Source organism: Shewanella sp. SM69 (assembly GCF_025653985.1).
Taxonomy (GTDB): domain Bacteria; phylum Pseudomonadota; class Gammaproteobacteria; order Enterobacterales; family Shewanellaceae; genus Shewanella; species Shewanella oncorhynchi.
The window spans coordinates 17069-33619 of sequence record NZ_JAKKRV010000007.1 but is presented as its reverse complement, the minus strand read 5'-3'; the positions used below and the strand labels follow the sequence as shown (position 1 = coordinate 33619).

Below are 16551 nucleotides of genomic sequence, written 5' to 3'. Positions count from 1 at the left end.
TAAATAATGAAGTAAATAATGAAGTAAATAATGAAGTAAATAAAAACGGCATCCGAAGATGCCGTTTTTTGATTAGGTTCGAACTAATAAATGCGAGATTAGAATTTAACTTCGCCTTCGATAAACCATTCACGACCACGCGCATCATATGATGAGCGGTTATAGTGTGGCCAGGCTGTATCTGTTGGATCAAAGTTTGGTCCAGCATTAAATAAGTTCATTACACCGCCAGTCACTTTAATTGCGTCTGTGATGTTATAAGCCGATGTTAAGTTCCACTTCGTTTGTGATGCAATTTCGTTTGCACTTTCATCGAATGCCAAACCTTTATCTAATGCAGCTTTTTTAAACGATTTATATCCAACACCATGCATTCTTGCTGTGTGGTAAGCACCTAAAGTTGTTTCAAAATCGTTTATATACCAACCTAAAATGATATTGGCTTTATATTGCGGTAAACCACCATCATCGATGTCATCATCAATTGCTGCTGTAGGATCTGTTTGTCCTTCAGAAAGAAGAATATAAGTACCATTAAAGTTTAGTTTTAACTCACCAAAGTCAGCGACATCCCATCCGTAACCAGTGGTTAAGTCAATACCACGAACTTTCTGATAAGCAAGGTTTTGTGCGACGGTATTAATGTGAGTAATAGTACCTAATGCGTCACGGGTGATCATGTTTGCATAAGTTTCATATTCACGAGCAGCTTTGCTTGCAGAGATGTCACTTACCATGTCATCCAGTTTCCACTCCCAAATATCGAGTGAAGCATTTAAGCTATCGCCACCATATACAGCACCTATGTTGGCCGTATAGCCTGTTTCAGCGCTAAGATCTTTGTTAGCACCAGTAGTGATATCAATATTGAGTTCATTACAGATTTTGTTCAGTGTTGGATCTGGATTTTTCTGAGATGGAGTTCCACCTAGAGCTTGGCACTGTTTAAAATCAATGATATTGCTATATGCTTTAGTTGCATCTCCATATACGCGATGCATATCTGGTGCACGGAACACTTTACTGATAGAGCCACGAACTAATAATTCATCAAGTGGACGATACTCTACGGTTAATTGCGGCGACAAATTTCCACCGAAATCATCATATCGGTCATAACGTAAAGCCGCATCAAGTGTTAAGTCCTCAAGAACTGGAAGCTTTAATTCCATATAGGTTGCCCAGTATGAACGCTCACCAGCACCTGATGAACCACCACGGCTTAGAATATTGCCTTTAACAGATTCTGAGTCAGATTCTGATGAGTAGTCTTGAGTGGTATATTCCGCCCCAAAAGCAAAGTCTGCTGAACCTGCTGGCAGTTCAAATGCTGGACCTGTGATATTTGCTTGAATATTTTTTTGAGTTGATTGAGCTTTTTCAAACGGAGTGTACGCTATACCGCTGACATCATTTGTGCTGATAGGCGCAAGCAGTGATTTACCGTCAGTACCTTGAGCTAGATAATTAAATAATCCACCCACAGTCGCAAAGCCACTATTGAATACATCCACATTAGTACGGCCGTAATTTACGGATGTATCCCAACTATAATCATCAGCGATCACGCCTTCCAAGCCCGCGGTGAAGAAATAGTTACGGGTACTTGTTTCTCCTGCGCGGTTGCCGAATTCGTGCAAACGACGAATATAGTTGTAGTCACCATTTTCGGCATTTTTAAAATCTCCACCAAGACCTGTATTCTTGTCGAATGTTTTTGTCAGTGAATCATCTAAATCAACGCCTAAAGTTACTTTGTCTCCTGCAACATTGACTGTGTAGTTATCGATACCCATAGGTTCGATACGTGTTGTTGATTTTGCTTCTGCAAAATCAAGACGTCCTACAAAGTTCAAATTATCTGCAAGTTCATAGTTAAAGTTCGTTGAACTGATAAAACGGGTGCTTTCTGGTGATAGATCGCGCCACTTTGAGCGATCAAAGCCACATGCGCTACCTGTCCAAAGAAAACCGCCCGCTTCGCATTCACTCGCAGTGAGGACACGTTGGCCTTTTGGTGTCGTTCCACCAGCAGGTTTTTTACCTGTAATGCCAGCCCCATATGAGCTGTATTGTGAATATTTACTATAAGGTACTTTGTCTGTATCTAATCCAAAAACAGCTCTATCAGTTGCATTCAAACGCTCAGTATCAGTAAATTCGATGAAGGTTGAGACGTTACCACGTTCGGAAGATGAACCCAGAGATAGCGCAATTCGATCGCTTCCACCACCGCCTTCAGTAGTATCACCATGTCGATATTTTAATGCGACGCCATCAAAATCTCTTTTTAAAATAATGTTTACTACGCCACCAACAGCATCTGCACCATAAATTGCTGAACCACCAGATTGTAATATCTCAATACGAGCAACAGCTTCCATTGGTAAGTTTGCGGTATCAACAAAGTTGTCTGTACCACCTGCTGGTTTAGGATATTGGTTGAGACGTTTACCGTTAATCAATGTTAGCGTTCTGCTTGCACCCGCATTACGTAAACTGATTGATGACGCAGCTGGTGTAAAACCATGTACTGATTGAGTTGTCATTGCTCCTGTTGTTGAAGTCAGGCTCTGCAATGCATCTTGTACGTTAGTAAAACCTTGTTTTGCCATATCATCAGCACTTAGTACTGTAACTGGGGTTGCGGTTTCCATATCGGTACGCTTAATACGTGAACCTGTTACTTCAATACGTTCAACTTTGGCACCATCTTCAGCTGCATATACTATCGAAGTGGTTAACGCGGCAGTAGCTGCTCCGCTTATTAATGCAAAGCGAACGGCTTTGGCTAATGTAGAATTTGCACGCATTTTATTCTCCCTTAACACATGTTGTATGTTTATTTTTTATTTTTCTTAAATGGTTACTTATGTAAAGAATTAAGCTCTCATTTAATTGAGTTCAGGATATAACCACAAGAAAATAACAAGTGCAACATTGGTCATGCTGGAATTTTGTTTAAAATTTGTTATTTACTCTCTTTTTAAAATGCAGATATAAGTAGGGTGTGTGTGTAATCGGTGGCAGATAAGGTTTTAATCTGAAGGTTTTGTTTTTTATTTGGCTTTTTGTTTTTATTATTGGTTGTTTGTGTTTTTTTATTGTTGCTAATGTTTTGTTTTATTGTGTTTTAATTTTGTTGTTTTCAATAATAGTTTGAAACTATTTTATGTGAAAAAGTAAAAATTAATAACGATATGGTTTGTCATTCCATATATTTTAGATTGGATGATTGAGGAGTGTTATCAATAAGGGGTTTTATGCGGTTTAATTTTGTATGGTGATATTTTTACACCGCGTCAGTAAGCTAGAAGTAAAATTATGGAATGAAATGTTGTAAAGAATAAAAACTAATCAAATGCTATTTCTGATTATTTAATTTTGACTGTTTAAATATAAAAGCGAAGTGAATATCTATTCGCTTCGCTTTCGGTTTATTGTTTAGTTTTTTGAGTGAACAATTCATTTGTATGGTTAATTATTTTTACAAAAAGCTGTTCTGTTTATTTGCTATTTAGAACTGATTTGTGCTCTACCACGTTAAATTGCAGTGGAAAGTAGTGTCCTAAATAACGTAGGGCGACATAGGCAACCACTAAGGTGGCGATTACCAGTTCGAATTCTGCTAAGTATTTTATCCATATCGCTAACTCACCCATGTTATTGAACTGCGTTAACCAAGCAGCGGTTTTAAAGAGGGCGGTTGCACCGATCACCATAGGGAAGGTAAAGGCTGCGTAGCCTGGGCTAAAGGGCAGTTTTAGTAGGTGAAAGAAGGCCAAGTAGATGATGCTGGTCATCAGAATGGCGATGCTCAGTAGTAAGGCGACTAAGGGAATCGACGCCTGCTCGCAAACGGTCAGATAACCTGCAAGTGATAAACTGGCGGGCGCCGCGAGAATGGCAATGGTTGGTTTAGCGGCATCGGGTATCGCCTGACAGAAAATGAGGCGATAGAGCATCAAAGGCAGCATGATTAAGTAGGCTGACATCCCAAAAACCAAAATGGCATTTGCTAACCATTGGTAGTCAGACACAGGGAAAGACACTGCCGCGACGATAATGCCAATCGGTGGTACGAACCAGCTCGGAACCATGTGCTCGAGTTTAAAATCAATGGCGCGATAATAGATAAACGCGCTTAGGAAGATCACATGGATACCAATGGCGACTAGCCACAGAGTTAAGCCTGCATGGGGGAAATAATCGCCGAGTGATTTAGACACCACCATCAAGCCCATGGCGAAGGTGGGGATCACACTACCAATCACAGGGTGACTTAGCTCGTCCTTTAAAATATTAGGATGAAGCATGAATTTACCCATGAGCAATAACAGTAACACAGAGGCTATGATGGCACCTGTGAGTTGTCCTGCGCCATTAAGTGAAGGTGTCATGTTCTCCCATGTCCAACCTAAGCTGGCAATTGCCAGTGCCAACCCAGCCATAGGGCTGGGAAGTTTAGCTGCGTGGGATGTCCAGCGTTTGCGTTTTGAAGTCATTTTGAATACCTCTCAATACTGACAATGCTTAACATCGCTTTTTTGGGGCGCTGTTTTGATGTATTTAGTGTACTGCGGGTATCAATGATAAATAAATTTGATTAATTTTATTCATTGCATAAGTTTTGTTTACTTTGATGTTGCTATTAAACTTAAGGTTTGAGTTTACAACGTAGTAGCGTGTGCCCTAGGCCAAGATTGTCTGTGTCTTCATCCACATACAGTCCCGCTTGGTGAAGCAGGGCCAATAAATCCTTAGAGTGATACATGCGGCTATTGCCATTGGCCATGGCGCTGAAATAGAGGCTAGTGGCATTTACGCAATAGGCGGAGGCGGCCGATGGCTGTCTATCCCAAAAGGTTTCGACGATAAAGAGTTGGCTGCTTGATGTCATTGCCTTTGCCGTGCGTTGTAAAATGCTCAGGATTTGGATTTTTGAGAAGCAATCCAGAAATTGACTCATCCAGTAAGTATCGGCGCCTTCGACAAAGGGTAGTGAGTCGTCCAGCAGATCGGTGGCAAAGGTATGCACGCGTGCTGCAAAACCTCGTGCGAGTGCATTTTGTGTGGCTACCTCTAGTTGACCCGGAAAATCCATAATCGTAACTTCAACGTTTGCGTCATAATCACAGCAGCTCAGTGCCCATTTTCCGGTATTGCCGCCTATATCCACTAAATGGATTGGCTTATGGGCAAACACTAATGGTAGAAGCTGTGGAAAGGCATGATCCGAATAGTAATGATCGAAGGCAAACCAGCTCTGTTTCGCTTTGGGTGGTAGATCTTTTAAGGCGGGATAGATGGTATTCCAGTCACCGAACACCTTAAGTCCTGCGGCCTTGCCTTCGAGTAGCGCGGTATCAAGGTTAAAAAGGCCTTGATAGCAAACATCCTGCACAAAGTTAAGGTTGATGGCTGCCATGTCGTCATGGAGTAAAAAGTGCCCAGTTTTGTCGAGCACATAGCCATTTTCATGTTGCCAAACGAGACCCATACTGAGCCCCATATCCAACAATACCCCCAAGGCATATTCACTCAGTGGGGTGGATTGGCTTAACTCGGCCGCAGTGATCCCATGTTCGGCCGCTTTATCTATTTGGGCTAGCACATCGAATTTGAGTAGGCAGTGGGCGACTTGGAAACTAATGGGGCCAAAGGCAATTTTTTGAGCTTCAAACTTTGCATTGAAGGCGCTGATGTTACTTGGTGTTCGGTAAAAAGACATAAAAAGGAATGAATTGGCGAGCGGGTCCGTTCTTTATAACCAAGTTAGCCGTGAAAGCCAGTTGAGATACAAAGAACTATGAGCTGTATCCAAACTTGAGCAGTAACTTGTTTATGCTCTGTAATCGAGATCTAAATAATGGAATGCCATAAATAAAAATACCCAGCCAAAGCTGGGTATTTTAAGGACGATAAAACGTCGTTTATTGAACGTTTTCTTCGTCGCCGAATTGGCCTTGGAACAAGACTGAAGATAGGTAACGCTCGGCAGCCGATGGCAAAATCACCACAATGGTTTTGCCTGCAAACTCTGGCAACTCAGCGATGCGGTTGGCGGCGACAACGGCGGCACCCGATGAAATACCCACTAAAATGCCTTCTTCTTGCATTAAGCGGCGGGCCATGTCGATGGCTTCATCGTTAGTAACAGCTTCAACACGGTCAATCAATTCTAAATCTAAGTTACCTGGGATAAAGCCAGCACCAATACCTTGGATTTTATGCGGCCCTGGTTGCACAGGTAAACCCGCTAAGGTTTGAGCTATAACAGGAGAATCTGCTGGCTCAACCGCAACTGAGGTGATGGTTTTACCGGCCACTTTTTTCAAGTAACGGCTTACCCCAGTAATTGTACCGCCAGTACCTACACCGGCAACAAACACATCCACTTCACCATCGGTATCATTCCAGATTTCTGGACCTGTGGTTTTTTCATGGATTTCTGGGTTAGCAGGGTTATTAAACTGCTGCAATAAAATGTATTTTTCAGGAGCCGATTGGCGAATTTCTTCCGCTTTATCAATGGCACCTTTCATGCCTTTCGCGCCTTCAGTCAGCACGAGAGTTGCGCCTAGGGCTTTGAGTAGCTTACGACGCTCTAAACTCATGGTATTTGGCATGGTCAGGGTCAGTTTATAGCCACGGGCTGCGGCAACATACGCTAATGCAATACCTGTGTTGCCTGATGTCGGCTCAATCAGCTCGTGATTTTTTGTTAATAGACCTTTCTTCTCGGCATCCCAAATCATATTGGCACCGATACGGCATTTAACACTGAAACTTGGGTTACGGGCTTCGACTTTGGCCAGCACTTTACCTTGGCTAACACGGTTTAAACGTACTAGTGGTGTATTACCAATAGTATATGAATTATCTTCGAAAATTTTGCTCATGGATTGCTTGCTCCTATGTTGGCACTACTGAATCATAATCTGCTGTGGCGCTTTTAGAAGTGATTGTTTGTTCTTCTTTATTCGATTTGGTTATTAAAGGGTGTGCTGTTATTCGCAAACCCTGATTGGCAGCCAGTTTAACTGTGTTAACCTCTTGCTAACATAAAAAAGATTGTGGCATTAACAGGGATAACTTCTTGATGTCTCAATCGTAAAACTAGCCTATCACTCGTATCGGACAAGCGCAAAGATGAAGCAGCAACAAATGGATCTGGGTAAAGATCCAAAAACGATGGTAACGCCAAAGGCATTTACCATTGCAGCAGCCGTGTTATATACCCCATTGGCGACACCGTTGAAGCGGATGTTAGCCATACTGATTGATGGTTTGCTGATCACTGTGTTAGCTGAACAGATGGATTGGATGTTTGTCTTGCTGGTGGTCAGTATTATCTGGATTGAAAAGCGCAGTCGTAAGTTTGGTCGTTTATTAAAGTGGGGACTTTATGCCCTGATGTTGGTTTTTATGTTGCTGACAACCGCCAATAATCTGTTTGATTTTAATGGAACAGACGTTAAAAGCAGTGAGGGAGTAGAGCAACAATTGGCATTAGGTGAACAAATCATTACGTCACTACCAGCATTGATGTCGTTGAGCCAGTGCAATAATTATGCTTGTGGTAAAACTCAAGTTCAATCCCTACATGAAGCGATAAAAAGCGCTTCAGTATCAAAGGGCATGACAGAAAATGATCAACGTGAAATGGTGCTAGAAACCATAGCCAACAGTAGTTTGCCTGCCGTAGACAGTGAAAAGTTACAGGCGGAGGTGCTTAATGGCAGCCTATGGCCTGTTATTACACTTCCTGTTGAGTTGGCGACAACAGATTCTCCGCCTGAGCCACTTCAGCCTATTCAAGCTATTTCGCCGGATGTACAGCTGCAAAGTGCGGCTGATGCAGTGAATGTGAGCTCTTCGCAATATTCTCGCCTCAGAACCGTTGATGAAGCTACAACCCATAGTGTTGTCGCTTGGGTGAAAGGCTTTCTGAGTGATATGGGGTTGGGTTTTGGTTGGGCAGCGTTTTACTTTACCGTCTTTACTGCACGATTTGATGGTCAAACCTTAGGTAAGAAGATGTTGGGCATTAGGGTGATCCAGCTCGATGGTGCCAACATCAGTTTATGGGCCGCGTTTGGCCGTTATGGTGGCTATGCCGCAGGCTTTACTACTGGCTTACTTGGCTTTATGCAAATATTTTGGGATGCCAATCGGCAGGGGATCCAAGATAAAATATCTTCAACAGTCGTGATAGACTTAGTGCAAATGCATAAAAAGCAACGATTAGAGCAACAAGCGCAGGGGCAAAATGAGTTAGCACCTGTGCTTACGAGTGATGATGCATCCTCTGCTCACCTTACAACCAGTACCCGTTTGGAGCATTTATGAAACAGGTCGTCATTTCGGGGAGTGGCCTATTTACGCCGCCCCACAGTATTTCCAATGAAGCCTTAGTTGAGAGCTTCAATGCTTATGTGGATATTTTTAATCTTGAAAATGCAGGCTTAATTGAGCAAGGCCATGTTGCGGCTTTGTCCTATTCATCGAGCGAGTTTATTGAAAAAGCCTCAGGTATCAAGCACAGATATGTGATGGTGAAAGAGGGCATTCTGGATCCCGAAGTCATGATGCCGCTAATTCCTGAGCGCAGCAGTGACGAATTATCTATGCAGGCTGAGATTGGCCTTGAAGCTGCCTTGATGGCACTAAAGAATGCCAATCTCAAAGCTGAGCAAATTGACTTAGTGATTGTTGCCTGCGCTTATACTCAGCGTGCGTATCCTGCTATGGCAATTGAAATTCAACGTGCACTGGGTACGCGGGGTTATGGTTACGACATGCAGGTAGCGTGTTCATCGGCGACGTTTGCAATTGTCGCCGCGGCTAATGCCATTGCTACGGGTTCTGCCTCAAGAGTGCTAGTGATCAACCCTGAAATTTGCTCGGCACAGGTGAATTATCGCGACCGTGACAGCCATTTTATCTTCGGTGATGTGGCGACGGCTCTGGTACTGGAAGAACAAAGCTTAGCCCAGTCTGACCATGTGTTTAAGATCATCTCAAGCCGCTGTTTTACCGATTACTCGAACAATATTCGCAGTAATTTCGGTTTCTTGAACCGCTGCGATCCGAGTGCGGCCCATCAAGCCGATAAGTTATTCCACCAACAAGGGCGCAAGGTATTTAAAGAGCTGTTGCCGATGATTTACCAACATTTGGATGAACATCTGGCCGAACAAGCGTTAACGCCACAGTCCTTCAAACGTTTGTGGTTACATCAAGCGAACATCAACATGAATCAGTTTGTGGTGAGAAAGTTGCTTGGGGATGATGTGTCAGCGGAACAAGCGCCCGTGGTACTAGATGAATACGCCAATACGGCTTCCGCGGGTTCTGTTATTGCATTTCACAAGTTTTCCGGTGACTTTAAGACTGGCGATTTAGGTTTATTGAGTTCGTTTGGCGCAGGATATTCTATTGGCAGTGTTATTCTGCAGAAGGTCTAAGATTCTCACCGCCATAATAAAAAGCCCACATCGAGGAAGATGTGGGCTTTTTATGTCAGTTGTTTGCCTAAGTTGCTTTCTGTTTAAGGCAATGATTGTTTATAGCAGCCATGCGTAACTTAACTTCATAAAGTAGGTTTTCTCGTCCCGCGTCAGGCGGCTTAACTCATCATTAGCCTGCAAACTATCAGAGTATCCAAGGTAGAACACACTCTGCGGATTGAGTTTATAACCGTAGAGGAGTTCATTACCTAAATGCGCTTCCTCACTCTGAGGCGCCGAATATAAATACTGCGCCACATTGCGATTTATCCGGGTGTAAATGCTAGAAAGGCGAATAAAACTGTGTAGACTGAATTGCCAGTTGAGGCGTACATCGCTCAGATTAGCGGTAAAAAGCGCACCTTGTTCCACATCCATTTGCTGATAAAGATGGGAGATATCGATAGAAAGTCCATTAGCAATTTTCCAATTGATATTCGGGTTCATTTGCGTTTTAGTGCCCAGCCTATCATTGATAAAATCAATTTCATCGCCGTAGTACATTTCAAGCTCCATACTCAGGGGCGATAACGGGGTTACTGCGCCATAAAACCACACTTGGGTTTCATCATATAGTTGACTATTTCCGGCGATAGTGAGCTGTGAAGCATTGCGGCGAGGGCCCACACGTTCACGGGTTTCTACACCAAAGGTGATTTCGCTTTGTAATGCGCCGAGGATTTCGATGTAGGCTTCATACTCTTCTTCAAGTCGTTCGCCTGCTTGGTTATGAGTGATATCCCAATCTCCCGCTAATTCCACCTTGTTAAAGGTGCCCGTAGGATACCAAATCAAACCCGCACCAGCCTCAAAGGTGCGGTAATCGATTTTTTCGACAAAGCCTAAATCGGCACGAAAATCGGGATCAACTGCGTTGTATTCACTGTAAGCAAACCAATTTCGCTCTTCGTGTTTAAAGGTTAACTGATATAAATTGCCGCCAAAGCGGCTATCAGATTGGCTACGTAATACTTGTTCGTTGAGTTGGCAGTGACCGAGTTCGCAATCAAGCTGAGATTGGCCACAGGGCAAACCATTACTAGGGTCATTTTCAGTATCAGTACAAAATTGACGATAGACTCCCGTGGGGTACTGAGTATCCGATTGGGCCACTTGCGCAGTGAAACTGTCCTGTGGTGTTGGTTGATATTTCGCATCCAGACTAATGACATAGTTGTGGTAATCGGGTTGGCTGTTGATCTCATAGTGCGGGTTATTTGCTGTACCATTGTGAGTGTTGTCACTGCTTGTTTTCGCGGTAAGTAATCCGCCGATGGAGAAGGTTTTGCTCATGTCGAAACGATAACGTCCCGCAAGGTTCAAACTTTCTTGATCAAGCGAGGCAACCTCTGAGCTTAAATTTCCCGGTACCAAAAACGTGGTTTGGCTATCGTTACTCGCTAGCAGAGCTAAGGTGTGATCATCGCTCTTACTTGTCAGTTTGATACCATAGTCTGGTGCAACAATATTGCGGGTGTGCAGCAGATTAACCTGTGTGTCGAAATAGTCTTTATTATCCAAAAAGAACGGCCGTTTCTCATCATAGAACAAGGAGAAAGTGCTGTTCACATCGAGCTGGCCTGCATCGGATTCCACTTGGGAAAAATCGGGATTAATGGTGGCATTGAGTAAGGTGCTGGAATTAATGCCCCAGCGTAAGTCTACACCTGGTTCGAGATTGTTATCAGCTTCCCAGCCATCCGCCTGTTTATGTTCGTTACGGTTGGCGATAAAAGTCGGGGTGATTTGTACATCCTGTCCTTGTTCTGCCCCCGCCAAGCCAGAAGCCACACCTAACTGACAAAGTTGACAACTCGTATTGCGGTCAATCTTATGGGTCGATAGGCGATGTTTTTCATTGCGTGGATAATAACGAATTAACTCAAAGCCCCATTCTTGCAGGCTTTTCTTGTCGTCAAAGTTGAACAGTCTCAGTGGTAATTCGACTTCGACCTGATAGCCATCGGCGGTGATCTTGCCTGCAGATTTCCAAATACCATCCCATGCTTCGCTTTCTTCACCCGTTAGTTCGTTTTCAATTGAGTCTAATTGCACGCCAAGGGGATTAATAAAAAATTGGTATGCTAAACGGGCATTATTAAAAGTATCGAGTTTAATTCCGACTAAATCATCACTCCACAGCTTGTCTCTGTCCTTGAGTGTGGCGCGAATGAGTTTGGGATTAATATCTTTGGCAGTAAATGCCACAAAAAGACTGGTTTTAGTCGCATAGACTCGCGCCTCGGTTTTCACTAATGCGGCAATGTTTTCCCCTGGTTGGGTTTCGTATTTGAGCTCTATGACTGCGGCTTGTTGCCAAATGGCATCGTCCAACTCACCGTCGATATTGGCAGCACTGTTAAGTGTTGGAATGGCTAACTGAAATTGGCTGGCATAGCCAGCAAGACAAGTTACAGGTAGAAAAGCAAGACTAGATAAGATGATGGCTAAGATTGATTTCAACAAAAAAGACTCAAATAACACATTCGTGGCGCGCATTTTGCCAGAAAACGTGAAGTTAACAATAGCGAGTAATTGTTACAAGGTTTGCGTTGATTTTAACGAGGCGAAACATGATTGGATTATTGGGGCTAAAAAAATTGGGGAGCAGTGCTGAGTCATGACTCAGCACTGCTGGTGTTACTACTCGGGTGCGATGGCATGGTTACGATACGCATCACGATACTTATCGACCCACATGGCCGTCGCGCCACAAATCGCCACTGGCATGACGATAAAGTTGACTATGGGGATCATCGAAAATAGCGTCACAGTGGCGCCAAAGCTAAAACTGGTGCCACGGGTTTGATTCAAGGCAAAGCGCATATCTTTAAAACTGACCTTGTGGTTATCGAAGGGATAATCGCAGTACTGAATCGCCATCATCCAAGCGCTGAACAGAAACCATAAAATCGGCGCCAGCGTCTGGCCTACCATAGGCACTAAAAACAATAACAAAAATACCAGTGCACGGGGCAGATAGTATTTGAGTTTGATCCACTCACGCCCAAGGATACGCGGTAAGTCTTTGATTAAATCAATACCAGAACCGGTATTCAACTGCTTACCAGTTAACTGCTGCTCGACTTTTTCAGCCAACAGGCCATTAAAGGGGGCGGCGAGCCAGTTCATGACGGAGCTAAATACAAAAGCAAGCATCACCAGCATAGTGGTGACGGCGAGGGGCCAAAGCAAAAAGTTTAGCCAGCTTAAATATTCAGGGAGCTGGGCATTCATCCAAGTGAATAGCGTATCTAACTGGCCTATGGCTACATAAATGACGCCAGCAAACAGCAGTAGGTTAATCATTAGCGGAATAAATACGAAAGTGCGCAGGCCTTTACGTGTGATTAAACCAAAGCCATCGAGAAAATAATTAACGCCACTTTTGGCTGGGAAGGGCAAGGTTTTTTTCTGTGTCATATCGTTTTTCCAAAAAGTTAAGCGACAGCTATATGCGATTGTGATCAACTCATGGACAGATGACAAGCTAAAAGCCGCATGAATTCAATAAAAAGCGTTACAAAATGCTGCCTGCTTTGTTAAAGTTGCCAGCAGAATGCATTTGCACCGCTCGGCTCATTTTCGGGCCAGACTTCAGAGACGCGCTAACTGGCACCATGAGATTAAAACAGATAAAACTTGCCGGCTTTAAGTCGTTTGTCGATCCCACGAAAATTCCTTTTTTACAGGCATTAACCGCCATTATTGGCCCAAATGGCTGCGGTAAATCGAACGTGATCGATGCCGTGCGTTGGGTGCTCGGTGAAAGCTCGGCGAAGCACCTACGCGGTGATTCTATGGCTGATGTGATATTTAACGGTTCAAGCGCGCGAAAACCTGTGTCTGTGGCGGGTGTTGAACTTATTTTTGAAAACAAAGAGGGCCGTCTTGCTGGTCAGTATGCCAGTTATGAAGAAATCGCCGTTAAGCGTCAAGTGAGCCGCGACGGTGAGTCTTGGTATTTTCTCAATGGTCAAAAGTGTCGTCGTAAAGACATTACCGACTTGTTTATGGGCACAGGTCTTGGCCCGCGCAGTTATGCCATTATCGAGCAAGGCACTATTTCCCGCCTGATTGAATCTAAACCCCAAGACTTGCGTACCTTTATTGAGGAAGCCGCTGGGATTTCCCGCTATAAAGAGCGTCGGCGCGAAACTGAAAACCGTATTCGCCATACCCGCGAAAACCTCGAGCGTTTGGGCGATATTCGCAGTGAACTCGGTAAGCAGTTAGATAAACTCGCGCAGCAGGCTAAAGCCGCTAAACAATATCGTGAGCTTAAACAGGCCGAGCGTAAGACCCATGCTGAACTCCTTGTGATGCGCTATCAAGAGTTGCAAGCTCAGATGGCGAGTCTATCTGAGCAGATAAGTGCTATTGAAGTACAGCAAGCGTCGGCGCAGTCACTCGCGCAAACCGATGAATTACAGACCACTGAATTGCAAGTGCAACTCGCGCAATTGGCGGAGCAAGAGCAGCGAGCCGTTGAAGCCTATTATCTGACTGGTACTGAAATCGCTAAGTTAGAGCAACAGCTACAGAATCAAAAGCAGCGCGACGCCCAGCTCGAAACCCAGTTGGCGCAAGTCAAAGAGCAGATCCAACAAAACACCGATAAGCTTAACGGCTATAAAGCGAGTCTTAGCGCGTTAGAGCTTGAACTTGCCAAACTTGGGCCACAGCATGATGAGCAACAAGAGCTCATGGATGAGCTGCAATCCCAATGGGAAATGAGCATTGAACGCAGTCAGCAGCAGGCCGAAGTGGCGCGCCAACAGGCAGCGGATGTTTCTCAGCATAAGTTACAGCTTGAACTGCGTCGCAGCCAGTTAGCGCATCAGCAGCAATTACTGCAACACAAACAGCAGCAAAGTCGTGAGCAGCAGGCGCAACTTTCGGCGTTAATGGACGGTGATCTCGCATCGAGTATTACACCATTGCAGCAAGATATTGAGTCTTTGGATGATGCGCTCACACTGCAAAATGAAATTAATCATCAGCAAGAACAAAGTGTAAGTGCAAGTACGCAAGCCTTAGATGAAGCCCGCCATAGCGCTGAGCAAATTCAGCAGCAATTAACTGCGACTAAAGCGCGCCATGAGCTGGTTGAACAGTGGTTGAGTAAGCAAGAACAGCAGAGTGATAAACCGCAGTTATGGCAGAGTTTAACCGTTGAAAATGGTTGGGAAACTGCGGCGGAACTCGCCCTTAATGGCTTGTTGACCTTGCCCGTTGGCGTCACTGAAACTGAAATGGGGTTTCAAGCCTTAGCGTCACAATCAAGCCAAAGTGAATTTTTACAGGCTAAGGTGAATCTCGCCCCTTGGTTAGCGGGGCTTAAGTGGGCAAAGGATATCCATGCAGCGAAAGAACTGCTGCCACAGCTAACATCCGATCAACGGATTGTCACTGCCGACGGTTATCTACTGGGACAAGGTTTTTTAATCACGAAAACAGAGGGCGCCCAGTCACTGGTGCAACTCAGTAAAGAGCAAGCTCAGTTAGCGCAAAATATCCTCGATTTGCAACAATCCCTGCAGATTCGGCAAGACAAGATGACAGATCTTGCGGCTATTTTGCAGCAACAAAGACTGCAACTGACTGATGGCGCACAAAAATTGCATCAATTGCAGTTAGACAAAGCGACTAAGTCGATGCAGCTTAGTGGTTTAATCGAGCAAGTGAAGGCGCGCGTCGAACAGCAAAGTAAACTCGACGCGGCTTTAAGTACGAGTTTGATTGATATTGAACGCTTAAGCGAGCAATGCGAATTATTAGCAGAACAAGAAATGGAGCTCGATGAGACGCTGCAGGCTAGTGAAGATATTCAGCGGCAACTCATCCAAGACACACAGGCCGATAGTGTGCGCCATCAAGCATTAAAAGGGCGTATTACTGAGGTAGAACGTCAATTATCAGCCACTGCGACGGGTTTGCAAGCCGTGACTATGCGCATGGCCGTGAGCACGGAGCAAATTGAATTACAGCAAGTGCGTGTCAATGAACTCATCCACTCCCGCGAGTCTGTGTTAACAGAACTTGCCAAAGTTGCCCAATTGAGTGGGGTGCAAAATAGTGTGCAACTGACTGAGCAGTTAACGCAGTTACTAAAGCAACAACATGAGCAACAACAGGGCTTAAAAGAGGTTCGTCAGCAGCAAAGTGTGCTCACAGACACATTAAACCGTATAGGAATAAAGCAAAAACAAGAGCTTGGTAAGCTTGAGGACTTGACTCAAAGCCTGAGCACGTTAAAGTTACGTCGTGAAGGAATAAAAGGCCAAGCGAATAGTCAGCTGGAAGCCTTACAGGAACAGCAAATCATTCTGTCTGAAATCCTTGGAAACTTGCCCGCAGAGGGGATGCCAGACAAGTGGCAGAGTGATTTAGATCAAATACGGCAGAAAATTGTTCGTTTAGGTGCCATTAACCTTGCGGCGATCGAAGAATTTGAACAGCAAAGTGAGCGAAAATCTTATCTTGATCATCAAGATGACGATTTAAATAAAGGGCTTGCAACCTTAGAGGAAGCGATCCGTAAAATAGATAAGGAAACCCGAAGCCGCTTTAAGACGACATTTGATTCAGTCAACGAAGATCTCGGACGCTTATTTCCGAAAGTGTTTGGTGGCGGCCGAGCTTATTTAGCGTTAACTGACGACGATTTGCTAGAAACGGGCGTGACTATCATGGCCCAACCACCGGGGAAGAAGAACAGCACAATCCATCTTCTTTCGGGTGGTGAAAAAGCCTTAACCGCTTTATCATTGGTATTCGCCATTTTTAGGCTGAATCCTGCTCCCTTCTGTATGTTAGATGAAGTGGATGCGCCATTAGACGATGCCAACGTAGAACGTTTCTGTCGATTGCTAAAAGAAATGTCACAGAGCGTACAGTTTATTTATATCAGCCATAACAAAATAACCATGGAAATGGCGGATCAACTTATTGGCGTGACTATGCACGAGCCAGGTGTGTCTCGTATAGTTGCGGTAGACATAGAGCAAGCGGTGGCGATGGCTGACGCTGGATAACT

General features: G+C 44.3%; 9 protein-coding genes. 3 read left to right on the top strand and 6 right to left on the bottom strand.

The window, feature by feature from the left end:
• Positions 1-98 precede the first annotated feature (98 nt).
• From L5M37_RS11170 to cysK, 4 genes are all read right to left on the bottom strand, one after another.
• On the bottom strand, positions 99-2813 hold the full coding sequence (locus tag L5M37_RS11170) for a TonB-dependent receptor plug domain-containing protein (protein ID WP_113940758.1): 2715 nt from the start codon (positions 2811-2813) through the stop codon (positions 99-101).
• A gap of 693 nt (positions 2814-3506) precedes the next feature.
• On the bottom strand, positions 3507-4505 hold the full coding sequence (locus L5M37_RS11165) for a TDT family transporter (protein WP_263200505.1): 999 nt from the start codon (positions 4503-4505) through the stop codon (positions 3507-3509).
• A gap of 152 nt (positions 4506-4657) precedes the next feature.
• Positions 4658-5731 (bottom strand): methyltransferase, encoded by a 1074-nt coding sequence (locus tag L5M37_RS11160; protein ID WP_173497362.1) that lies wholly within the window; start codon positions 5729-5731, stop codon positions 4658-4660.
• Between the two features lie 202 nt (positions 5732-5933).
• A complete protein-coding gene (gene cysK / locus L5M37_RS11155) occupies positions 5934-6902 on the bottom strand; it encodes a cysteine synthase A (RefSeq protein WP_113940761.1) in 969 nt (322 codons plus the stop codon).
• A 250-nt stretch (positions 6903-7152) separates the two neighbouring features.
• On the opposite strand from cysK, the gene L5M37_RS11150 reads away from it, so the two are divergent.
• Positions 7153-8352, top strand: a complete 1200-nt coding sequence (locus tag L5M37_RS11150; RefSeq protein WP_173497361.1) for an RDD family protein — start codon at positions 7153-7155, stop codon at positions 8350-8352.
• A complete protein-coding gene (locus tag L5M37_RS11145) occupies positions 8349-9470 on the top strand; it encodes a beta-ketoacyl-ACP synthase III (protein ID WP_105252150.1) in 1122 nt (373 codons plus the stop codon). The genes L5M37_RS11150 and L5M37_RS11145 overlap by 4 nt, the downstream gene beginning before the upstream one ends.
• Before the next feature lie 99 nt (positions 9471-9569).
• Here L5M37_RS11145 and L5M37_RS11140 read toward each other — a convergent pair whose 3' ends face one another.
• Both L5M37_RS11140 and cysZ read right to left on the bottom strand, forming a co-directional pair.
• Complete coding sequence (locus L5M37_RS11140) at positions 9570-12011, bottom strand: carbohydrate binding family 9 domain-containing protein (RefSeq protein WP_263200502.1); 2442 nt, start codon at positions 12009-12011, stop codon at positions 9570-9572.
• Between the two features lie 144 nt (positions 12012-12155).
• A complete protein-coding gene (cysZ, locus tag L5M37_RS11135) occupies positions 12156-12935 on the bottom strand; it encodes a sulfate transporter CysZ (RefSeq protein WP_219234392.1) in 780 nt (259 codons plus the stop codon).
• Between the two features lie 197 nt (positions 12936-13132).
• Here cysZ and L5M37_RS11130 point away from each other — a divergent pair, with 197 nt between their 5' ends.
• Entirely contained in the window at positions 13133-16549 is a 3417-nt protein-coding gene (locus L5M37_RS11130; RefSeq protein WP_263200501.1) for a chromosome segregation protein SMC, read from the top strand.
• The last annotated feature ends 2 nt before the right edge of the window (positions 16550-16551 follow it).